This is a genomic window from Mesorhizobium sp. LNHC252B00, assembly GCF_000502955.1.
Taxonomy (GTDB): domain Bacteria; phylum Pseudomonadota; class Alphaproteobacteria; order Rhizobiales; family Rhizobiaceae; genus Mesorhizobium.
The window spans coordinates 277,622-299,693 of the sequence record NZ_AYWO01000004.1 but is presented as its reverse complement, the minus strand read 5'-3'; the positions used below and the strand labels follow the sequence as shown (position 1 = coordinate 299,693).

Sequence of the window (22,072 nt, the reverse complement as noted above, 5' to 3'; positions counted from 1 at the left end):
CCTGCCTCATTTGGCCGGGCAAACGAATGCGGTTGGGTCAGAAGCGTTTGGCGTTCTCTCCTGCCAATTTGTCCAGCGCGTCGGAATTCTTGGCGTAGCGCGATGTCTTCTTGTCCCAGAGATAGGTGACGGAAATCGCGTGAGTTCCAGGCTTGGGCCGGGCATCGTCGCAGGATTCGCCGCTCAGCACCGTAGCATTGGTCACGATCACCTTGATCGCGGCATAAGGCTGGCAGGGTGGATTTCATGCGCGGCCTCGAGTTGGCGGCGCCAAGCTGGCACGGCCGATCGAGGCGTACAGCCGCGGCTGGAGATCAGGTCAGTGGATCGGCACCAGCCCGGCCAGTTCGCGCATGTCGTCGAACAGGATGCCGCCTGCCTGGATCAGGCCATCGCGGTCGGAATAGGGATCGGCATGATAGGAAAACACCCGCATCCCGGCGGCGATGCCGGCCTGCGTGCCGGCGACGCTGTCTTCGATGACGATGCAGTCGGCGGGCGCGAAGCCCATGGTCTTGGCCGCATGCAGGAACAGGTCGGGGAACGGTTTGCCGCGCGCGACCATGGTGGAAGAAAACATCGCGTGCTCGAACAGCGGCAACAGCCCGGTCTGGCCGAGCGTGATGTGCATCTTCGACACCCGGGCGGAAGTGGCGACACAATAGGCGATGCCGGCTGAGCGCACGGTTTCGACAAACTCGCGGACGTAGGGGATCGCCTCGACGCCATGGGCAAACAGATCCGGAAGGCCGGCATTCCAGCGATCGACGAAATCGGCGCCGAGTCTGACGCCGGTCTCCCCTTCGATCTCTTTCTGCACCGACGCCATGCTGCGGCCGGAGAAATGCTTGCGGCAATATTCGAAGCTCGTCGGATAGCCGGCAGCGCTCAGCCATTCGGCGAGGCGCCGATTGGCCAAGTTCTCTGTATCGACCAGGATCCCGTCGCAGTCGAAGATGACAAGTTTAGGAATTCGCATCAGGCGGTGCCGGTCGATCCGAACCCGCCCGAGCCACGCGCCGTGCCGCCGGCCAATGTACGCTCTTCCACGCTTGCCTGCGTCACCGCCGCGAAGACGATCTGGGCGATGCGCATGCCGCGCGTCACCGCGAAATCCTCGTCGCCGAGATTGATCAGCAGCACCTTCACCTCGCCGCGATAGTCGCTGTCGATGGTGCCGGGCGTGTTGAGGACGGTCAACCCATGTTTGAAGGCAAGGCCCGAGCGAGGCCTGACCTGACCTTCCATGCCTTCCGGAATTTCCAGGATCAGCCCAGTCGGCACCAAAGCGCGTTTGCCAGGCAGGATCAGCAGCGGCCGGTCCTCGGGCACCGCGGCGCGCAGATCCATGCCGGCCGCACCTGTGCTTTCATAGGCAGGAAAGGGCAGCCCTTCAGCATGCGGCAACCTGACGAAGCCGACAGTGGGACCGATGACGGAGGGAGTTTGGAGGGCTGCGCGCATAAAATCGATCCTATCGGCGCGGACGGCGATTCGGTCAACTCGACAACAATGCTATCAACGTCTTTCTTTCAGGCATCACTATGACCTGGCCATCGGAACGACGGTCGTCTCTTTGATCTCTTCCATCACGAAGGAGGCCGATACATCGGACAGCGCCACCTTGGCGATCAGCCGCTGGTAGAGCCGGTCATAGGCCTTCACGTCGGCGACGCGGGCGCGCAAGACATAGTCGAGGTCGCCGGACATCCGGTAGACGCCGATGATCTCGGGAAAGCTTGTCACCGCCGCCCGGAACTTCCGCAGCCACTCCGGGTCGTGGTTGGACGTGCGGATCAGGATGAAGACGGAAAGGCCAAGTCCGAGCTTTTCGGCATCGACCAGGGCCACCCGGCCGGTGATGACGCCATCCTCCTCCAGCCGCTTCACGCGGCGCCAGCAGGCATTGCGCGACAGCGCCACGCGTTCCGACAGTTGGTCGACCGACAGCGTGCCGTCACATTGCAACTCTGCCAGCAATTTCCGGTCGATTTCGTCGATTTCCAACGCCATGCGGGATGTTTGTCCCATGAGATGGCCAAATACAAGGATAATTTGAGACCGATGAACCGGCGAAGCATGTCAGGATACTCATATCAGGAACGTCAAGCGCTGAAGGGGAACCAGAATGTCGATCGCAAGGATTTTCACCTCTCATCCGGCCAAGGTCGGCGAAACCTATTTCGGTCACATGGCTTTTGCCGCCTGGTTCTCGTCGCGTCTGCTGATGGCGGCGGCCGCTGCGCTCGTTCACGCTTTCTTGCCATTTCTGTTTGAAACTACGGCCAGCCGAATCGTTCGCGAGCTTTACGAGCGGACGCACAACAGAGGCAAACACCCGATCAAGGAGCCTGCGGCTCTTATGGATCGCGCCTAGAGGACGACAGAAAGCGATGTGCCGATGGGCGGCCTATCTTGGTGAAGCGGTCTTTCTCGAAGACATCCTTACCGCGCCCTGTCACTCGCTGATCGCCCAGAGCCATTGCGCCCAGGAAGCAAAGTCGCCGACCAATGGCGACGGCTTTGGTCTTGCCTGGTATGGCGACCGCCCTGAGCCGGGTCTCTATCGCGATATCCTGCCGGCCTGGTCGGATCCCAATCTGAAGAGCCTGTGCCGGCAGATCAAATCCGGCCTGTTCCTGGCCCATGTGCGCGCCTCCACCGGCGGCGCCACCAGCCGCATGAACTGCCATCCGTTCATATCCAGCTCCTGGTCGTTCATGCACAACGGCCAGATCGGCGGCTTCGAAAAAATCCGCCGAGCGCTGGAGAACTCGCTGTCCGACGCCGTCTTCGACCAGCGCGAGGGCACCACTGATTCCGAATTGTTTTTCCTGCTGATGATCGATGAAGGGTTGGCCGGCGACCCGCAAGGTGCCGTCTCGCGTGCCACCAGCCGCGTGCTCGACGCTTCGCGCCGCGCCGGTCTCGATCCGTCACTGAAACTCACCGCCGCCTTCTCGGACGGGCAGGAACTTCATGCGGTGCGTTATGCGACCGACGCGCACGCGCCGACGCTCTACACCTCCACCTTACGCAAGGGCGGCGGCCGCTGCATCATGTCCGAACCGTTTGACCGCGAGGGCGGCGATTGGCAGGCTATTCCGCCATCGAGCTTTGTCACCATGACCACGGATGGCATGGCTATTCGTCCCTTTGCTCCGGCTGCGAAGCTGGCGCTGGCCGTCTAATGCATGTCGCTCAAAAGTGGCCCCGGTTTTAAGACAACGACATGCATTGAGACCTAAAGCGCGGTGCATGAATCCACTTCGACGCGACGCGCTTTAGTCGCAAATCACGGCGTCGTCGCGGGCATCGGCTGGCAGTCACTTTCAGGGGCTTTGCGGCGCGCTGGATTGTCTCAGCCAATGGCGGTCGAAGACATCGAGAATGGCGCGGAACTCGGCTGGCGGGATCTGGTGGACGCCGCCATCGCTGCCTCCCACGAGGAACCGTACGAGTTGTCGGTCGACCTGCTCCGGCTGGTCGATGGATATGCCGAGCGATGCCAAATCCTCCGATATCGACTGGTCGCCCAGCAGGTATCCGCCCCACGAGGTGGTTCCAGGCGCCGGATCGCGCAGACGTACCATGAGGATTCGGGTCAATGACGGCAGCGCCTCCGGGCCGATAATAGCGGTTCCGCACATATACCCGCCAAGCACACTTCCCGGCTGCGACTGCGGCAACAGGCTGATGAAGAACTGGGCGTCGCCGCCAGCTTCCTTCAGATGCACGTAAAGAGCGCGCTTGGCTGGCGTGACCGGGCCGCCAAGCACCAACTGGCCGGTCGGCAAGGCTTCGCGATATGTGGCGGTCAAGCCATGCAGGCCAGGCCCTGTCTCGATCGACAGGATGCCCTTGATGATCTGGCCGCGATAGTAAGGCGACCAGGCGCGCGAATAACATGCATAAGCACCGGTCAGCGCGAAGACGACGCTGCGCTCATCATGGTTGGAGGAGGCATCGAATTGAGTGCCGGCGCGGCGTTCGAGCACCGCGCTGTCGACGCCGTGGCGGGCTGCGATGGCGGCGGTGAAGTGCGGCAGGTCGCAGTCGGCGATCCATGAGCCGGGCTGCTCCAGGCCTAGCAGCTTCGTCCAATCGTCATAGACACTGTGCTCGCGCGGCTGGGCGCGACCCTGCAGCCATTTGTCGGCGCGGCCGAGATCGAACGCGGTCTTGGGGTTAACGGCCCGGAACGCCGCCGCCAGATCCTTGCGGGTGACGGTCCCCAATAACGCCGACGTCAACCGCAATTTCTGCGCAATGTGCTGTGCCATTCGGCTGCCTCTTGCTGCTAGTTGTTCTGCCATAGCATGCTGCACCTATCCTTCCATGATATATTTCCATTAGCTAATATTCCAGGAATTCCAGAGAATTCCACGGTATTCCATACGTGCTGCCTTTTCCGGTCGCGGGCCGGCGCTAAGCTCGCAGAGGGCTAGGGGCATATCATCCGCGAGAACGTGCTGAACGTGGGCTGAGCACGTCCCTTCCTTTGCAGAGCAGTGACACGCTCCTGTCGAGCAACGGGCAACCAAGCTTAAGGAGCCTGCTGGCAACAGAACCGTAGTGCCATCTCAACCTGAAGGAATGACCGGATGACCTCGAACGCCTCTTCCAGACTGACGTTCATTGTATTTACCGCTGGCTGTATCGCGTTGGCGCTGCTCTTCCGATACGCGCCGACCGGTGAATTTCCTTCGAAATATACCAAGGTCGCACCGGTGGCACGCGCCGCAAATCCAACCCGTATCGACGTCGACAATGAAGCGCACGCCATACGCTTCTACATCGATGGCAAGCAGGTCGCCTTGCTCGATCAGTCCGGTTTCAGGCAGTGAGGCGCCGGCCGCTTTGAATGCATGAGGCAAGAATTTGGGCGCGACGCATGGCTGATCCAGAAAATGCGGAGCGCTTTGGAACCTGAGAGGAAACAGTCATGAGACTCGTTCTGTCCGCGTTGCTTGTGTTGCTTGCCTTGTCGCAGGTGGCGGAGGCGAAGAAGAAAGTCTTGGTGACGCTGGACAATGTCGCCAAGGCACAGGCGCCCCGGCCGCCGCTCGACAATGCATCGACAGGCGGGATTAGGCCGGCCGCGAATCCACAGGCGCCGGCCACCGACGGGCCGCAGTACCCGCCGGCGCTGTATTTCAATTTCCTGTAGGCCGGTTGCTTGCCGATCGACGACCCGTGCGGCGCCGATCTTGAGCCGTCACTGAGACTTACCGTTGCAGGATCGAGCGCGGCACCGAAGCTGCTGATCTCCCCACTTGTGGCGGAGATGTCCGGCAGGACAAAGGGGGCGCCGTAGAGCGCAGACTTGGACAGTTCCAGCCTGCGCGACTTCGATCAAACGCAGCCGATCCTCAACTGCTCAATTTCGCTTGAAATCGCAACGCCATCCGCCATCTTGACCAGGGCGAGCGTCAAGCCGGAGCATGGTTATGGACAGCATCTTTTCCTCAACCGGCCAACTGGCCGCCGCGATACTTGACCGCAAGATTTCCGCCATCGAAGCGCTCGACGCGCACTTGGCGCAGATCGATGCGCACAACGATGCGGTCAACGCCGTCATCTCGCTCGACAGGGAAGGGGCCCGCAGCCGAGCCAAAGAAGCCGACGCGGCACTGGTGCGCGGCGCCGCACTTGGGCCGCTGCATGGCGTACCGTTCACGCTGAAGGACATGCACGAGACATCTGGCATGAAGACCACAGTCGGCTTCCCGGCCTTCGCCGATTACATCGCCAGACAAGACAGCCCCGTCGTCGCGCGATTGAAGGCAGCCGGCGGCGTGCTGATGGCCAAGACCAATGTCCCGACCATGCTGTCCGATTGGCAGTCGAACAATCCGCTGTTTGGCCGCACCAACAATCCATGGGACCTCGAGTGCACCGCCGGCGGCTCCAGTGGCGGTGCGGCAGCGGCGATTTGCACAGGGATGACACCGTTCGACATCGGCACGGACATGCAGGATTCGATCCGGCTGCCGGCCGCCTTCTGCGGTGTCTATGGCCTAAAGCCGACGGAGCATCGCGTTTCGCTGACCGGCGCCTTCCCGAACCCAGCCGATGCTGCGCGCAGTGTGCGGCTGATGTCTTGTCTCGGCCCGTTGGCGCGCAGTGTGGAAGACTTGTCGCTGATCTATCAAATCGTTGCCGGTCCTGACGGGTGCGACACCGATCTTGCGCCGGCGCCGGTCGAGGACATGCCAAGCCTCGACCTCAAGACAGTGCGCATTGCCTTCGCGCCGTCCTTTCCCGGATTTCCGGTGGCCGGCGACATCAGTGCCGCGGTCGAAAGTCTCGCAAGGCAGCTGCAAGGCGCAGGCGCCGTCGTCGAAGAAGCGAAACTGCCGAAACTCAATCTGCATGACGATCTGGAGCAGGGCGGCGCCCTGATCGGCATGATGATGGAGGCCGCGCAGCAGGAGCCGCCACAGGAACCGACTCCGGTCTCACGCTGGTTCGAGGCGCTCGCCCGCCGCGACAAATCCATTCTCGCCTGGGACCGGTTTTTCGAAAATTACGACGCGTTGCTCTGCCCGGTCGCCATGACCACGGCCTTTCCGCATTGCGAGCCGGGCACATCCATCGAGGTCGACGGCAAAGAGCAGAGCTATTGGATGCTGCCGGCCTATGGCGCGGTGTTCAACTACAGCGGCCATCCCGCGCTTTCGATGCCTTGCGGACTGGGCAGCGCCGGCCTGCCGGTCGGCCTGCAACTGGTCGGCAAGCGCTGGTCCGAGTCGCGCTTGCTCGGCATCGCCAGGGCAATCGAACCTTTGGCTGGCGGCTTTCGCCGTCCGCCTGGCTATTGAGCGAAGCGCGACAATCCATAAGCGCCAAGCAGCGGGTCGCGCTCGCCCTCCAGTATCTCCCGTGCGACGAACAGGCCGACGGCCGGCGCCAGGGTGATGCCCGAATGCATGACCGCGACATAGACACCTTCCATGCCCTCGGCGCGGCCGATGATTGGAAAGCCGTCGATCGGTGTCGGACGATAGCCGACTGTGTGGAAATCCAATTCCAGCCCATCGCTGCCGTGCAGCATTGCTTTCATGGCCGCAAAAAGCCCGCGGGCGGTGCCTCGCGGATCCATGCCCGGGTCGGCACCGCCGAAATCGGAGCCGGCAATGATCCGGCCTTCGGCTGTCTGGCGCATGTGCAGCCGCTCGGCCAGCACCAGGCCGTTGAGCAGTTTTTTGTAGGGCTGTGAGTGGACGATCAGCCCGGGCGGCGTCTCGATAGGCAGTCTGATCCCTGCCGTCGCGGCAATATCCGGTGAGCCGACGCCAGCCGCGATCACGACCTCGTCGGCGGCAATCAGGCCATGCGATGTGTCCACGCCAGTAATCCGGCCGCCGGTCTGGACCAGCGCCGTAGCGGTGCTGGAGATGGTGCGCGCGCCTTGTCGTTCGGCATCGGCCAGCAGCATTTTGGCGGCGGCCACCGGCTCGACGACACCTTCCTCAGCGACATGCAGGGCAAAGTCGGGAAGCTCGGCGAGATTTGGCTCGATGCGCGCCACGCTGGCGCGGTCGACGCGCTCGATGCCGTAGCCCCAGGCGGAATGCTCCATGGCGTAAGTTTCCATTGCGGCGGCCGGCAGGTCCCAGCACAGGCCGCCGCACCAGCTGAGCGGGAGGCCGGGCAGGTCCTGCGCCAGCCGCGACCACTCGGCCATCGCGCGGGTGCGCAGTCGGAAATACGGCTCCGGGTTGCCCCAACTGGCATTGATCCAGGCGAACGAGTTCGGCGTCGCCACCCCGCCGGCAGCACTGTCGGCGATAACCGTCACCTGCGCACCCCCCTTGCTCAGATGCCAGGCGATGGAGGCGCCGATGATACCGGCGCCGATGACGATCACTTGCTTCGCAGCGCTCATGCTGATTCCCTCTGCCTCGCAATTCCTGACGGACATCCACCCAAGTGCCATCCTGTTTCCCGCTTGCCAACATCGCGCAGCAGGAAATATGCGCAATGCGCTGGCCCGAGGCGCAACGTGATCAAGTTCCTTATTCCGAGGGCGAGCGGCATCCAAGCGATGTCCGTGCCGCCGGAGCGGTCGACAGCCCGGCACTGCGCTGCTAGAAGCCCGGCCTGTCACACGGAAATACCAGAGAATGCCCGAAGCAATAGAAGAAGAAGTGGCGCGCCGCCGCACCTTCGCGATCATCGCGCACCCCGACGCCGGCAAGACGACGTTGACCGAAAAGCTGCTGCTGTTCGGCGGCGCCATCCAGCTTGCCGGCGAAGTCAAGGCCAAGAAGGACAGGATCCAGACCCGGTCCGACTGGATGAAGATCGAGCGCGAGCGCGGAATTTCGGTCGTCACTTCGGTGATGACCTTCGAGTACGAGAACACCGTCTTCAACCTGCTGGACACGCCCGGCCACGAGGATTTCGCCGACGATACTTACCGCACGCTGTCGGCGGTGGACTCGGCCGTCATGGTCATCGACGCCGCCAAGGGCATCGAGCCGCGCACGCTGAAACTGTTCGAGGTCTGCCGGCTGCGTGACATCCCGATCATCACCTTCGTCAACAAGATGGACCGCGAAAGCCGCGACCCGTTCGAGATTCTCGACGAGATCGAGCAGAAGCTGGCGCTGGATACCGCGCCCATCACGTGGCCGATTGGTCGGGGAAGAACCTTTTCCGGCACCTACCATCTGGCGCTGAACGCGGTGCGCAAAGGCGACGACGAGAAGGAACGCACGCCGGTCAACGGTCCCGATTCCAACCGCGTTGCCGGGCTGCTGCCGGAAAACGAGCGCGAGGCCTTTATCGAGGAGCTGGAGCTCGCGCGGGAGGCTTGCCGACCTCTTGATATTGACTCGTTCCGGGAAGGTCATCTGACGCCGGTCTATTTCGGCTCGGCGCTGCGCAATTATGGCGTCCGCGACCTGATCGAGGCGCTTGGCGCGTTTGGGCCGCCGCCGCGCGCGCAGGAGGCCGACACCCGCAAGGTCGAGGCGACCGAAGAGAAGATGACGTCCTTCGTCTTCAAGATCCAGGCCAACATGGACCCCAATCACCGCGACCGTATCGCCTTCGTCCGCGTCTGCTCGGGCAAGCTCGAGCGCGGCATGAAGGCCAGGCTGGTGCGCACGGGAAAACCGATGTCGCTGTCGGCGCCGCAATTCTTCTTTGCCCGCACCCGCGTCACCGCCGATGAGGCCTTCGCCGGCGACGTCGTCGGCATTCCCAACCACGGCACGCTGCGCATCGGCGACACGCTGACCGAGGGCGAGGAGATCCTGTTCCGCGGTGTGCCGAATTTCGCGCCCGAAATCCTGCGTCGTGTCCGCCTCGGCGATGCGATGAAGGCCAAGAAGCTCAAGGAGGCGCTGCAGCAGATGGCCGAGGAAGGCGTCGTGCAGCTGTTTTCACCCGAGGATGGTTCACCAGCGATAGTCGGCGTCGTCGGCGCGCTGCAACTCGACGTGCTGAAGGAACGGCTGAACTTCGAATACACACTGCCCGTCGAATTCGAGATGTCGCGCTTTTCCGTCTGCCGCTGGATCTCGGCCGACGACCAGGCCGAGGTACACCGCTTCATCGAGGGGCATCGCGGCGACATCGCCCGCGACCTCGACAATGATCCGGTGTTTCTGGCCCAGCACGCCTTTTCGCTGAACTACGAAGCCGAGCGCTGGAAGGCGATCAAGTTTGCCACGATCAAGGACTATCAGGTCCGCGACAGAGCGGCGTAGGCGCCAGTTTTTCCTTCTCCCCGTTCACGGGGAGAGGGTGCCCGGAGGGCGGATGAGGGGCAGCGTCGACCTGGGTCTAATAGACTCCAACGTCCCCCGCCCGTCGCAGGCTCCAGGCGTTCGAAGCAAGTGGCTTTCCGTCCGCCACGCGGACCGCTTCTCACCCTTTCGCCGCTTCCTCGATCTTGGCGACGTCGATCTTGCTCATCTGCATCATCGCGGACATCACGCGGCCGGCCTTGGCCCGGTCCGGATCCAGAAGCAGGTGCGGCAGCTGCTCCGGCACAACCTGCCAGGAGACGCCGAATTTATCCTTCAGCCAGCTGCATTGCGACGGTTGGCCGCCACCTTCGATGAGCTTGTCCCAGAAGTAATCTACCTCTTCCTGCGTCTTGCAGTCGATCGACTGCGACATCGCTTCGGTGTGCTTGAACTGCGGTCCACCATTGAGCGCCTGGAACTGCACGCCGTCGAGTTCGAACGTGGTCACCAACACCTTGCCTTCGTCGGCGTGGCCTTCGGGCCAACGCATCACGCTCAGCACCTTCGAATTCTTGAAGATGGAGACGTAGAAATTCATGGCCTCTTCGGCCTGGCCGTCGAACCACAGGCAGGTGGTGATCTTTTGCATGTCGTGCTCCTCGGGTGTTTTGGTTGCGGTTACGGCGAAACGGCTGACTCCGGGAATGGTGCTGCCATTTCCATACCGTTTGCCTAAGGACGGCCGTGCGGCACGCAATCCGACAACAGGGTGCAATTTTTTTGGAAGATCTGATTTTTGAGGGGAATCTGGCGCATTGCAAAATTGTGGCCAGACCATGTTTGCGCGTCTATAACGCCTGCGGTCCGAATTCAGCGCCGCCGCGCCATATCTTCGGCTGCGGCCAGCCACCAAGGAAAAAACATGCCTGCCTATCGCTCCCGCACCACCACTCATGGCCGCAACATGGCCGGCGCCCGCGGTCTGTGGCGCGCCACAGGCATGAAGGACAGCGACTTCGGCAAGCCGATTATCGCCGTCGTCAACTCCTTCACTCAGTTCGTGCCCGGCCATGTCCATTTGAAGGACCTCGGCCAGCTGGTCGCGCGCGAGATCGAGAAGGCCGGCGGCGTCGCCAAGGAATTCAACACCATCGCCGTCGATGACGGCATCGCCATGGGCCATGACGGCATGCTCTATTCGCTGCCGTCGCGCGAGCTGATCGCCGATTCCGTCGAATACATGGTCAATGCGCATTGCGCCGATGCCATGGTCTGCATCTCCAATTGCGACAAGATCACCCCCGGCATGCTGATGGCCTCGTTGCGCCTCAACATTCCGACCGTCTTCGTTTCCGGCGGGCCGATGGAAGCCGGCAAGGTGGTGCTGGCCGGCAGGACCCAGGCGCTCGATCTGGTCGACGCCATGGTGGCGGCCGCCGACGACAAGATCTCCGACGAGGACGTCAAGGTCATCGAGCGATCGGCCTGCCCGACCTGCGGCTCCTGCTCGGGCATGTTCACTGCCAATTCGATGAATTGTCTGACCGAGGCGCTGGGTCTTTCGCTGCCCGGCAACGGCTCGACGCTGGCCACGCATGCCGACCGCAAGCGTCTGTTCGTCGAGGCCGGTCACCTTATCGTCGATCTCGCGCAGCGCTACTACGAGCAGGATGATGAGACCGCTCTGCCGCGCAACATCGCCTCAAAAGGCGCCTTCGAGAACGCCATGACGCTCGATATCGCCATGGGCGGCTCGACCAACACCGTGCTGCACATCCTCGCCGCCGCGCATGAGGGTGAGATCGACTTCGATCAGGATGACATCGACGCGCTTTCCCGCAAGGTGCCGGTGCTGTGCAAGGTGGCTCCCGCCAAGGCGGACATCCATATGGAAGACGTCCACCGCGCCGGCGGCATCATGGCCATCCTCGGCCAGCTCGACAATGCCGGCTTGATCAACCGCGACCTGCCGACAGTTCATACGTCAACGCTCGGTGAAGCACTCGACCATTGGGATATTTCCCGTACGACCAGCCAGAGCGTGCGCGATTTCTTCCTCGCTGCCCCTGGCGGCGTGCCGACGCAGGTCGCCTTCAGCCAGGACCGTCGCTGGGACGAGCTCGATCTCGACCGCGAAAAGGGTGCTATCCGCTCGGCGCAACATCCCTTTTCCAAGGATGGCGGCCTCGCCGTTCTGAAAGGCAATCTGGCGCTCGACGGCTGCATAGTGAAGACGGCCGGCGTCGACGAATCGATCCTGAAGTTCACCGGCCCGGCCCGCGTGTTCGAAAGCCAGGATTCTAGCGTCAAAGCGATCCTGTCCAACGAGATCAAGGCCGGCGATGTCGTCGTCATTCGCTATGAGGGACCGCGCGGCGGCCCCGGCATGCAGGAGATGCTCTACCCGACCAGCTATCTGAAGTCGAAGGGGCTCGGCAAGGCCTGCGCCCTGGTCACCGATGGGCGCTTCTCCGGCGGCACGTCGGGCCTGTCGATCGGCCATGCGTCGCCGGAAGCCGCCGAAGGCGGCCTGATCGGCTTGGTGCGGGAAGGCGATACGATCGAGATCGACATCCCCAACCGCAGCATCCGCCTTGCCGTTAGCGACGCTGAAATCGCTGCCCGCCGGGCTGCGATGGAAGCAAAGGGCGCCTTGGCCTGGAAGCCCGAGGAAAAGCGCAAGCGCAAGGTGACGACCGCCTTGCGCGCCTATGCCGCGATGGCCACCAGCGCGGCCAAGGGCGCGGTAAGGTTCGTGCCGGAGTAGGGAGTTTTTCCTTCTCCACAAGGGAGAAGGAGGAGCCGCGCTGGATGATTCTTCAAGCGGGATGGCGACATGGATTTCGACCTTATCGTTAGCGGCGGCACGCTGCCTGATGGCAGGGTTGCCGACATTGGCATCTCCGGTGAGACCATCGCGGCGATCGAGCCCGCTCTGCGTGGTTCCGCGCAAACCGAGATCGACGCCCGAGGCAACCTGGTCTCTGCGCCCTTCGTCGATCCGCATTTCCACATGGACGCAACGCTCTCTTACGGCATTCCGCGCATCAATGCTTCGGGCACGCTGCTCGAAGGCATTTCACTATGGGGCGAGTTGAAGCCGCTTCTGACGCATGAGGCGGTGCGCGACCGCGCGCTGGCCTATTGCGACTGGGCGGTGTCGATGGGTCTGCTCGCCATCCGCACCCATGTCGACGTCTGCGACGACAGGCTGCTGGCGGTCGAGGCCCTCCTCGACGTCAAGAAGACGGTGGCGCCTTATATCGACCTGCAACTGGTCGCCTTCCCGCAGGACGGGTTTTATCGCTCGCCATCGGCACGGGAAAACACCATCCGCGCGCTGGACATGGGCGTCGACATTGTCGGCGGCATCCCGCATTTCGAGCGCACCATGGCCGACGGCACGCGCTCGGTAACGGAGCTGTGCGAGATTGCGGCCACGCGTGGCCTGATGGTCGACTTGCATTGCGACGAGACTGACGACCCGCTGTCGCGTCACATCGAACAGCTTGCCTTTGAGACGCAGCGCCTTGGCCTGCACGGCCGGGTGGTCGGATCGCACCTCACCTCGATGCATTCGATGGACAATTACTATGTCTCGAAGCTGCTGCCGCTGATCGCCGAGGCCGGCGTCTCGGTCATTCCCAATCCTTTGATCAACATCATGCTGCAGGGCCGCCATGACACCTTCCCCAAGCGCCGAGGGCTGACCCGGGTCAAGGAGATGCTGGCGCTCGGCATTCGCGTCGGCTGGGGCCAGGATTGCGTGCTCGATCCCTGGTATTCGCTGGGCACCGCAGACATGCTCGACGTCGCCTTCATGGGCCTGCATGTCGCCCAGATGTCGAGCCCGGCCGACATGGCGCGTTGCTTCGACATGGTCACCAATGTCAACGCGTCGATCATGGGGCTCGATCATCTCGGCCTGGCGGCAGGCAAGCGCGCCAGCCTCGTCGTCCTCGACGCCGGCAATCCGGTCGAGGCCCTGCGCCTGCGCGCCGAGCGCCTGTGCGTCATCGCCAGGGGCAGGGTGGTGGCGCAGCGGACGAAGCAGGAGACCCGGCTTTCGATCGATGGGCGGCCGGGGATGGTGAACCGGCGGCACATATCCAGCTAGAGCGGGTCACCGTTTCGCGGAAACGGCGAACCACTGCTAGCTCTTTGTTTTGACGCAATTCCGGACAGAAAACCGTTTCACACTTTTCCTGGAATTGCTCCAGATACAGCCGATTCCCCGCGCTGGTCTTACCCATCGCCGGAATTCTCCTCGTCAAAGCCGCTGCTTCCGTCTACGACGCGGCTTACACAGGGGAGGAATCGGGATCGGCATGACGCAGCCCGTGGCGCAGAATTCCACAGTTCGGAACGTGCTTCTGGCCGGCATTCTGCTGATGCTGGCCGGCGACTTCCTGTTTGCGCTGAACGACGCCATGGGCAAGTGGCTGGTCGCCAGCTTCTCCGTCGGCCAGGTGGTGCTGATCCGATCCATCGGCGCCTTCTTCGTGCTTGGCCCGATGATCGCCCATCAGGGCGCGGCCAAGCTGTTCCGCTTGGAACGCCTGGAGCTGCAGCTGCTGCGCGTTGTCATGACCACGCTCGACACCGCGCTCTTCTATGCCGCCGTCGTCTATCTGCCGCTCGCGGATGTGATGAGTTTCTACATGGCCGGGCCGATCTACGTTGCGGCACTCTCGCATCTCTTGCTTGGCGAAAAGGTCGGCTGGCGCCGCTGGATGGCGATCCTGCTCGGCTTCTGCGGCGTGCTGANCGGCTGCGCGGCACCAGCGACACCAATCTGGTGACGTGGCAGACCATCGGCACGCTGCTGGTCGGCGGTGTGCTGACCATAGGTGCCTGGCAAACGCCGTCAGCACTCGATTTTGGTGCCATGCTGCTGCTCGGCATCGTCTCCTGCGGCGCGCATCTGATGATCACCAGGGCGCTCAAGTTGGCTCCGGCCTCGACACTGGCTCCGCTGCACTACACGCTGCTCCTGTGGGCGGTGGTGTTCGGGCTGGTGTTCTTCGGCGACGTTCCGGGTCCTCGCATCCTGATCGGCTCGGGCATCGTCGTTCTCGCCGGCCTGTTCATCTTCCACCGTCAGAAAGTCGTCGAGACCACGGTGCCGCCGGAGAACGTGCCGAAGGGCGTGAATTGATGCATGTCGCCCAAAAGTGCGCAGCGGTTTTGGGATAACGACATGCACAAAGATAGCTTCAAGGTTCCTGGTGCCTAACCCCGGCGGATCGCCGCCAGATGCCGTGAAAACTCCGACGTCTCCATCAGTGCCTTGCAGCGGACAAACCGGCCGTCGGCATAGGCGCGGAAATCCTCGACCGGATTGTTGTTGGCGAGTTGGATCAGCCCCCACAGCGTCCACAAAAGGTCGCACATCGCCTTGTAGATGACGATGCGGCCGCGACCCGCAGGCCTGGCCTCGCCGCCGAAATAGGCGCCCATCATCGCTTCATCCTGCGCTGTGTCGAATTTGCCTTCCACGCTGAGGTCGCCAAGGTCCCAGAGCGGGTCGTTCATGCCCGAATATTCCCAGTCGACGATCCACATCCGCTCGCCTGTATCGAGGAAGTTTTCGCAAAGCGGATCGCAGTGGCAGGCGACGAGCGGCAGCGCATGGGCGGCGAGCGCCGATCGCACGGTCCCGGCCTCGCGCACCACGTCATGGTAGCCGGCGGGCAGGGCGACATCCTTGGTCGACAGCACCTTGAGATAATCGTCGATCATCGCAAACAGCTCGAAGCGGAAGGGAAACACCGCGCCTGAATTGTGCAGCTTGCGGAAGGCCTCGCCGGCCCGCGCGGGACTGCCCGGCCGAAGCTTGAATTTTTCCGGCGACATTGTCTCGGCGCCGGCAATGAAGCGCGTCACCATGATTCCGGTGGCGGGATCGACATGCAGCACCTCAGGGCTGACCTCTGCCTTTGCCGCTTCGCGCGCCGCTACCGCCTCGTTGGCGCGGTTGATGTATTCTTCGGTGCCTTTGCCGGGGATGCGCAGGCAGAAGTCGCCGGCCCTGAAGACCAGATTGGTGAGACCGCCAAGCCGTTCGAGTGGCCCGGTGTAGCCGGCCAGCATGGGAATGGCGGCCAATGTCGCGCGCACTTCGTCTGTCACCATGCCTGCGCCCCCACGCTGTTATTTGTCGCAGCGACGGTTCCACAATTTTCGTGCTTTGGCTATCATCCGATGTGAGACCCAAGGAATGGTGGACGGACCAAAGTGGCGGACAGCAAACATCATGGTGTACTTGGCGCCGTCTATGCGGCCAAGCGCCCGGAGGAGGTCGCAGCACTCTATAACAGCTGGTCGCAGACCTATGACGCCGACATGTCGGCCGCCGGCTATCGCCACCCAACGATCTGCCTTGCGCTGCTGGCCCGGCATCTGCCGCGCGGTGCCGCACCGCTGCTCGATGCCGGGGCCGGCACTGGGCTGATCGGCGAATGGTTGAACATTGCCGGCTATCCCGAGGTCGAGGCGCTGGACATCTCGGAAGGCATGCTGGCTCAGGCCGCGCGCAAGGGCGTCTATTCGGCGCTGCATTGCCTGGCGCTCGGCGGTCATCTGCCCTTTGCCGACGGCGCCTATGCCGGGATCATCTCGGCCGGCGTCTTCACTTCCGGCCATGTCGGCGTCGAGGGTTTGGACGAGCTGATCCGCATCTGCCGGCCGGGCGGAGTGATCGTGCTGACCGTCAAGAACACACTGTGGGAAGCGGGCTTTGCCGCGCGCATCACCGAGCTCGAGGCGCAAGGCCTCGTCACCCGCATCGAGGAAACGAGGCCTTACATCTCCATGCCGGGCGAGGCCGACACCGTGCCGAGCCGCGGTCTCGCTTTGCGCGTGATCTGATCTACGCTTTGATCTTGGCGGCTGTCGGATCGTACATCGGCTCGAGATGGATCTTGGCCGGTGTTCGTTCCATCGCGACCACCAGTTCGTAGTCGCCCGAGGTGAGAAAATCGTCGCTGACGCCATCGGCGTTGCGCACATAGCCGTAGCCGATGTTCTTGCCCAGCGTGTAGCCATAGCCGCCGCTGGTGAGATAGCCGACCAGCTCGCCATTGCGCAGGATGGTCTCGCGGCCGAGCAACACGATCTCCGGGTCATCGACCGTGAAGCCGACGAAACGTTTCTTCAGCGCCGCGCCGCTGGCCGTCTCGAGCGCTCGCCGCCCAATGAAATCGGTGTTCTTGCGCAGCTTGACCGCCCAGCCGAGGCCGGCTTCCTGCGGCGTGTCGTTGGGAGTGATGTCGGAGCCCCAGGCGCGGTAGCCCTTTTCCAGCCGCAGCGATTCCAGCGCACGATAGCCGACCGGGCGGATCTCATACGTCTTTCCTGCCTCCATCAGGCAGTCGAAGACTTCGCCGGTGGCCGCGATCGGCACATGCAGTTCCCAGCCGAGCTCGCCGACATAGGTGACGCGCAGCGCCCGAACCGTGTGACCGGCGACGGCGATTTCGCGCACATGGCCGAACGGGAAGCTCGCATTCGACACGTCGGCTTCGGTCACCGCCGAAAGAACGTCGCGCGCCCGGGGACCCATCAGCGACAGCGTGCCGAAGTCCTCGGTGACGTCGACAAGCGTGGCATCGAGGCCTTCGCCGATATGGTCGCTGATCCACGAAGCATCATGCGTGCGGAAGCCGGTGCCGGTGACGATATAGAACGCCTCCTCGGCCAGTCGCGCCACCGTCAGGTCGGCCTCGATGCCGCCGCGTGTGTTGAGAAGCTGCGTGTAGGTCAGCCGGCCGACAGGCTTGCTGACGTCGTTGGCGCAGATCCAGTCCAGCGCCTTCAGCGAATCAGCCCCGCTCAGCTCGTATTTGGCGAAGGACGATTGATCGAAGATGCCGACCTTTTCGCGCACGTGCCTGTGTTCGTCGCCGACCGCGGCGAACCAGTTCTGCCGCCCCATCGAATAGATGTCCTGGGGCTCGACACCTTCGGGCGCAAACCAGTTAGGCCGCTCCCAGCCGAGCTTCGAGCCGAACACGGCGCGCTGCTGTTTCAGCCTGTCGTAAAGGGGCGAGACGATACGAGGCCGCCCGCTGACGTACTCCTCATGCGGAAAGCCGATCGTATAGTGTTTCCCATAGGCTTCCAGAGTGCGATCGAGGACCCACTGCCGGTCGCGGTGCAAATTGGAAAAGCGCCTGATATCGACGACCCACAGGTCGAGCGGCGCTTCGCCGTCGACAACCCACTGCGCCAGCACCCAGCCGGCCCCGCCGCCCGATGCGATGCCGAAGGCGTTGAAGCCGGCGCCGACGAACATGTTGGCGCATTCGGGCGCAGTGCCGAGGATGAAATTGCCGTCCGGCGTAAAACTCTCCGGACCGTTGATCATCTGTTTGACGCCGACAGTTTCCAGTGCCGGCACACGCGCGATCGCCTGCATCATGTGTTGCTCGAAATGATCGTAATCATCGTCGAACAGCCTGAACTCCCAATCATTGGGTACGTCGCCCCCGGGGAGATCGGTCGTCCAGGCCTGTGGGTTCGGCTCGTAGCCGCCCATCACCAGCCCGCCGACCTCCTCCTTGAAATAGGTGCGCCGGTCCGGGTCACGGATGGTCGGCGCGTCGGTCGCCAGTCCGTCGATCTTCTCGGTGATGATGTACTGGTGCTTCACCGGCTGCAGCGGCACGTTGATGCCGGCCATCGCGCCGACCTGCCGCGCCCATTGCCCGGCGCAGTTGACCACCTTGTCGCAAGCGATGTCGCCCTTGCTGGTCTTTACCACCGTGATGCGGCCGTCCTTTATCTCGAAGCCGGTGACGCGGACATCCTCGAATAATTTGGCGCCATGCATGCGCGCGCCCTTGGCCAGCGACTGCGTGATGTCGGAGGGGCTCGCCTGGCCATCGGTCGGCAGCCAGGAAGCACCGACAAGATCGTCGGTTTCCATGAGCGGCCACATGGATTTGATCTCCGCCGGGGACAGCAATTGCATGTCCATGCCGAAACTTTTCGCCGTCGTCGCCAGCCTTTTGTACTCGGTCCAGCGGTCGGCATTGGTGGCGAGCCTGAGGCACCCGGTCATCTTCCAGCCGGTGGCGAGGCCGGTCTCGGCCTCCAGTCCCTTGTAGAGGTCGACTGAGTATTTTAGCACACGGGTGATCGACGCTGACGAGCGCAGCTGGCCGACAAGGCCGGCGGCGTGCCAGGTCGAGCCCGAGGTCAGCTTGCCTTGCTCCAGCAACACGACATCAGCCTTGTGGTCGCGCGCCAGGTGATACGCTGTCGAACAGCCGATGATGCCGCCGCCAATGACGACGATGGCGGCCTGGCTGGGCAATGTCATGATTTCTGTGTCCCGTACTTCGTTCTGTAGTTTTCCAGCGCGGCGTCGAGCCGCGTCAGGTTTTCCTCGGTGTAGGCGACGTAGTCGATGCCGGGCGCGTCGAGGTAGAGCTCGGACACCATGCTCCACATCGCCTCGCGCAGCAGCGAAGCGCATTGCATAGCCGCGTGCGAGCGGCGGATCGCCTCGTCCGGTTCCTTCATGAAATAGGCGGTCAGGAAGGCGAAGGATTCCTCGTCGCTCATCCCGGCGTTGGACGCTACGCCGGCGAGATCGAACATCGCCGTATTGAAGCCGGCATATTCGAAGTCGATCAGCCACAGCCTGTTGCCATCGTCGAGAATGTTGGCCGGCAGCAGATCGTTGTGGCCAAAGACGATCGGCAGCAGTTTCTGTGCGCGCTCCAGCTCGTCAGCCAGCGTCAGCAGGCGCGGCAGGTCGCTGCGTTTGCGGCTGCCGCCTTCTTCAAGCGTGCGCGCATAGTCTCGGATGACATGGAACACCCAGAACATGAAGCCGGCGCCGGAGACGTGATTGGGCATCTCGCGATGGAAGGCGCGCATGAGCGCCGCGATACGCCCGAGACTGGTGCGCACATCCTCCGCCTGCAAGGTTTTGGCGCCGAGAAACTCCGTCACCAGGATGCCCGGCTCGGCATGGAGGACGGCCGGTGCGAAACCAGCGGCATGGGCCGCCCGCGCGGTCATCACCTCGCGCTCACGAAAGACATGGTGGAACGGATAGTCCTTGCCGAAGCGAACGACATGTTTGCCGGCCGCATCCGTGACCACATAGTTGGCGTTGCTCAGACCGCCGGGTAGGGGTGCGATTTCGATGCCGCCGGTCCAGCAGGGCAGGTCGCGGATGCGTTCTTCGGCGGTCACGGAATCATCCCTGGTTTGCTGGGGGTTCGATAAGGTGCCATGGACAGAGCGAGGATGGCGGGGAGAAACGCAAAAAACCTCGTCGGTGCGGGATGCCAGGATCGGTATCCCGCACCGCACCGACGAGCCCCTTGGCCAGGTCTTTGAGCCCGGCATCCGCCCCCGCGGATCTGAAACTTCCTCGCGCCCGGCACGTTACAAACGGCCTGGTGCGTGAGTTGCGGGTCTGCCATCACCCTCCCGTTGCAGCTCCGAACCCTGTCTTGACTTCACGCCCGGGTTGCTCGGTTGTCAAGAAAAAGATGTGACCTTTTTTGGGTGTTTTGCCCGAAACCTAAGATGGCTCCTTTAAAAACGCTTGAATTACCTTAAAATCGGTCAGAGTCTCAGTTCGGGGAACCAAATGGCTCAATCCAAGCGCCACGGCGAGATCCTGCGGCTGCTGCAGGAAGAAGGCACTGTCACCATCGCCAGCCTGGCCGACCGGCTGGGCGTGTCGCTCGAGACCGTGCGCCGCGACGTCAAGCCTCTCACCGGCGACGGCTCCGTCCTCAAGATGCATGGCGCCATCGGCCTGCCGTCGATGGTAGGCGAAGCGCCGTTCGAGCGGCGCATGCGTGAGAATGCCGATGCCAAGCGCATCATTGCCCGCATGGTCGCCGGCACCATCCGCGATGGCGAATCGATCATGCTCGACACCGGCACGACAACCTCGTTCCTAGCCCGCGAGCTGCTCGGCCATCGGCGCTTGACGGTCGTCACCAACTCATCGGATATCGCCCGCACGCTGGCCACCATCAACGGCAATAAGGTCTACATGGCCGGCGGCGAGCTGCGCAGCGATTCCGGCGCCGCCTTCGGCGCCTCGGCCATTGACTTCGTCAGCCGCTTCTCGGTCAGCCATGCCATCATCTCCACCGGTGCCGTCGATGCGGTGATGGGGGTCATGGACTATGACCTGGAAGAAGCCGAATTCGCGCGCATGGTGCTGTCGCGCGGCCAGCGTTCGCTCGTCATCACCGATCACTCGAAGTTCGGCCGCCTCGGTCTGGTCCAGGTCTGCGGCTTCGACAGTTTTTCCGAGATCGCCACCGACCGGTCGCCGCCGCACGACATCGCCGCGGCCTTGGCGCAGGCCGGCGCGCGGCTCAGCATCGTCGGCGCGGAGAGCGGGTTCTGATCAAGCCAACTTATGTCGACGATTTGGCCGGCACTTCCCACCGTCGCCTGCAGCGTGTTTAGTCCGGCCATGGCTTTCACCATCCGCCAGTTGCAGTTCTTCATCGCCGTGGCCGAGCAAGGCACGGTGTCGGGTGCCGCGCAGAACCTCTCGATCTCGCAATCGTCGGTCACCGAAGCGATCAAGGAACTCGAAAGCGATCTTGGCGTCGAACTGTTCGAACGCCATCCGCGCGGCCTCAACATCACCCACAAGGGCCACCAGTTCCTGCGCCATGCGACAAAGATCCTTGCCGACGTTTCCGACGCGCGCCGCTCTTTCTCAGGCGAACAGGCGGCAGTGGGCGGACGACTGCAGCTCGGCGTCACCTCGCTGGTCGCGGGCTATGTGCTGTCGGATCTGCTTGCCCGTTATCGCCGCGCCTATCCCGGCGTCGAGGTCTCGGCCATCGAGGACAATGGCGATTACCTCGAACACCTGCTGATCGGCGGCAAGCTCGACATTGCCGTTATGGTCACCTCCAATTTGCGCGACCGCACCGCACTGCAGTCGGAAATCCTCGAAGTGTCGGCCTATCGGCTGTGGCTGCCGCTCGGTCATCCGCTCGCCAGCGCTGACATCATCAGCATCGGCGACATTGCCTCCGAAACGCTGATCATGCTGACCGTCGACGAGATCGAGGAAAACACCGGCAAGCTGCTGACGGCGATCGGCGCCAAGCCGCATGTCGCTTTCCGCACCCGTTCCGTCGAGGCCGTGCGCAGTCTGGTCGCGACCGGTGCCGGCGTGGCGCTGTTGCCCGATCTCGTCTACCGGCCCTGGTCGCTGGAAGGCGACCGCATCGAATCGCGCGATATTTCCGGTTCCTTGCCGGTGGTCCAGGTCGGCATGGTCTGGCGGCGCGGCTCCGGCCTGCCGCAGGCGGCACGCGATTTCATCGGCCTTGCCCAGTCGCAGCGGACGGTCCGCCGCTAGTGTG

At 63.0% G+C, this 22,072-nt stretch carries 21 protein-coding genes and 1 pseudogene; 12 read left to right on the top strand and 10 right to left on the bottom strand.

The annotated features are described in order from the left end of the window. Window positions 1–37: 37 nt before the first annotated feature. From X744_RS1000000171700 to X744_RS161330, 4 genes are all read right to left on the bottom strand, one after another. Complete coding sequence (locus X744_RS1000000171700; RefSeq protein WP_198032191.1) at window positions 38–205, bottom strand: hypothetical protein; 168 nt, start codon at window positions 203–205, stop codon at window positions 38–40. A gap of 114 nt (window positions 206–319) precedes the next feature. Beyond that, window positions 320–979 carry an HAD family phosphatase gene (locus X744_RS161320; protein ID WP_023758255.1) on the bottom strand — a complete coding sequence of 220 codons (660 nt, stop codon included), beginning with the start codon at window positions 977–979 and terminating at the stop codon, window positions 320–322. Further along, window positions 979–1,464, bottom strand: a complete 486-nt coding sequence (gene dut / locus X744_RS161325) for a dUTP diphosphatase (protein ID WP_023758254.1) — start codon at window positions 1,462–1,464, stop codon at window positions 979–981. Before dut ends, X744_RS161320 begins: the two co-directional genes overlap by 1 nt. Before the next feature lie 78 nt (window positions 1,465–1,542). Continuing rightward, complete coding sequence (locus X744_RS161330) at window positions 1,543–2,013, bottom strand: Lrp/AsnC family transcriptional regulator (RefSeq protein ID WP_023758253.1); 471 nt, start codon at window positions 2,011–2,013, stop codon at window positions 1,543–1,545. 115 nt (window positions 2,014–2,128) lie between these two features. On the opposite strand from X744_RS161330, the gene X744_RS161335 reads away from it, so the two are divergent. Both X744_RS161335 and X744_RS161340 read left to right on the top strand, forming a co-directional pair. Further along, window positions 2,129–2,377, top strand: a complete 249-nt coding sequence (locus X744_RS161335; RefSeq protein ID WP_023758252.1) for a DUF6356 family protein — start codon at window positions 2,129–2,131, stop codon at window positions 2,375–2,377. A 16-nt stretch (window positions 2,378–2,393) separates the two neighbouring features. Beyond that, window positions 2,394–3,191: a class II glutamine amidotransferase gene (locus X744_RS161340; RefSeq protein ID WP_023758251.1), complete on the top strand. Its 798-nt coding sequence runs from the start codon at window positions 2,394–2,396 to the stop codon at window positions 3,189–3,191. A gap of 141 nt (window positions 3,192–3,332) precedes the next feature. Here X744_RS161340 and X744_RS161345 read toward each other — a convergent pair whose 3' ends face one another. Next, the gene (locus tag X744_RS161345; RefSeq protein ID WP_023758250.1) at window positions 3,333–4,283 is read right to left on the bottom strand and encodes a hypothetical protein; all 951 of its coding nucleotides are present in this window, start codon (window positions 4,281–4,283) and stop codon (window positions 3,333–3,335) included. Window positions 4,284–4,604: 321 nt separating this feature from the next. On the opposite strand from X744_RS161345, the gene X744_RS161350 reads away from it, so the two are divergent. The 3 genes from X744_RS161350 (at window position 4,605) to X744_RS161360 (ending at window position 6,824) form a co-directional block, all read left to right on the top strand. Beyond that, window positions 4,605–4,847, top strand: coding sequence for a hypothetical protein (locus X744_RS161350; protein ID WP_023758249.1), 243 nt, complete (start codon window positions 4,605–4,607; stop codon window positions 4,845–4,847). Window positions 4,848–4,945: 98 nt separating this feature from the next. Beyond that, complete coding sequence (locus X744_RS161355) at window positions 4,946–5,170, top strand: hypothetical protein (protein WP_023758248.1); 225 nt, start codon at window positions 4,946–4,948, stop codon at window positions 5,168–5,170. Window positions 5,171–5,450: 280 nt separating this feature from the next. After that, entirely contained in the window at window positions 5,451–6,824 is a 1,374-nt protein-coding gene (locus tag X744_RS161360) for an amidase (protein ID WP_023758247.1), read from the top strand. Here X744_RS161360 and X744_RS161365 read toward each other — a convergent pair. Further along, a complete protein-coding gene (locus X744_RS161365; RefSeq protein WP_023758246.1) occupies window positions 6,818–7,891 on the bottom strand; it encodes an FAD-binding oxidoreductase in 1,074 nt (357 codons plus the stop codon). The genes X744_RS161360 and X744_RS161365 overlap by 7 nt on opposite strands. A 238-nt stretch (window positions 7,892–8,129) precedes the next feature. Between X744_RS161365 and X744_RS161370 the strand changes: the two genes are divergently transcribed. Beyond that, complete coding sequence (locus X744_RS161370) at window positions 8,130–9,722, top strand: peptide chain release factor 3 (RefSeq protein ID WP_023758245.1); 1,593 nt, start codon at window positions 8,130–8,132, stop codon at window positions 9,720–9,722. A 160-nt stretch (window positions 9,723–9,882) separates the two neighbouring features. Here the strand turns inward: X744_RS161370 and X744_RS161375 are convergent, their stop codons facing one another. Next, window positions 9,883–10,353 (bottom strand): VOC family protein, encoded by a 471-nt coding sequence (locus tag X744_RS161375; RefSeq protein ID WP_023758244.1) that lies wholly within the window; start codon window positions 10,351–10,353, stop codon window positions 9,883–9,885. A 273-nt stretch (window positions 10,354–10,626) separates the two neighbouring features. On the opposite strand from X744_RS161375, the gene ilvD reads away from it, so the two are divergent. The 3 genes and pseudogenes from ilvD to X744_RS01000000169385 all read left to right on the top strand — a co-directional run bounded on the left by ilvD (window position 10,627) and on the right by X744_RS01000000169385 (window position 14,862). Then, entirely contained in the window at window positions 10,627–12,471 is a 1,845-nt protein-coding gene (ilvD, locus tag X744_RS161380) for a dihydroxy-acid dehydratase (protein WP_023758243.1), read from the top strand. A 69-nt stretch (window positions 12,472–12,540) separates the two neighbouring features. Next, window positions 12,541–13,821: an amidohydrolase family protein gene (locus X744_RS161385; RefSeq protein WP_023758242.1), complete on the top strand. Its 1,281-nt coding sequence runs from the start codon at window positions 12,541–12,543 to the stop codon at window positions 13,819–13,821. A 211-nt stretch (window positions 13,822–14,032) separates the two neighbouring features. Beyond that, window positions 14,033–14,862 (top strand): annotated as a pseudogene (locus X744_RS01000000169385) (DMT family transporter). Between the two features lie 74 nt (window positions 14,863–14,936). On the opposite strand, the gene X744_RS161390 reads toward X744_RS01000000169385, so the two are convergent. Next, entirely contained in the window at window positions 14,937–15,839 is a 903-nt protein-coding gene (locus X744_RS161390; RefSeq protein WP_023758241.1) for a phosphotransferase family protein, read from the bottom strand. A gap of 102 nt (window positions 15,840–15,941) precedes the next feature. Here X744_RS161390 and X744_RS161395 point away from each other — a divergent pair, with 102 nt between their 5' ends. Further along, window positions 15,942–16,574 (top strand): class I SAM-dependent methyltransferase, encoded by a 633-nt coding sequence (locus tag X744_RS161395; protein WP_023758240.1) that lies wholly within the window; start codon window positions 15,942–15,944, stop codon window positions 16,572–16,574. Between the two features lies 1 nt (window position 16,575). Here X744_RS161395 and X744_RS161400 read toward each other — a convergent pair whose 3' ends face one another. Together X744_RS161400 and X744_RS161405 are read right to left on the bottom strand one after the other, a co-directional pair. Then, window positions 16,576–19,029: an FAD-dependent oxidoreductase gene (locus X744_RS161400; protein ID WP_023758239.1), complete on the bottom strand. Its 2,454-nt coding sequence runs from the start codon at window positions 19,027–19,029 to the stop codon at window positions 16,576–16,578. Then, complete coding sequence (locus X744_RS161405) at window positions 19,026–19,913, bottom strand: phosphotransferase family protein (protein ID WP_023758238.1); 888 nt, start codon at window positions 19,911–19,913, stop codon at window positions 19,026–19,028. The genes X744_RS161400 and X744_RS161405 overlap by 4 nt, the downstream gene beginning before the upstream one ends. Before the next feature lie 403 nt (window positions 19,914–20,316). On the opposite strand from X744_RS161405, the gene X744_RS161410 reads away from it, so the two are divergent. Further along, complete coding sequence (locus X744_RS161410; RefSeq protein ID WP_023758237.1) at window positions 20,317–21,093, top strand: DeoR/GlpR family DNA-binding transcription regulator; 777 nt, start codon at window positions 20,317–20,319, stop codon at window positions 21,091–21,093. A gap of 69 nt (window positions 21,094–21,162) precedes the next feature. Further along, window positions 21,163–22,068, top strand: coding sequence for a LysR substrate-binding domain-containing protein (locus X744_RS161415; protein ID WP_023758236.1), 906 nt, complete (start codon window positions 21,163–21,165; stop codon window positions 22,066–22,068). Window positions 22,069–22,072: the final 4 nt, after the last annotated feature.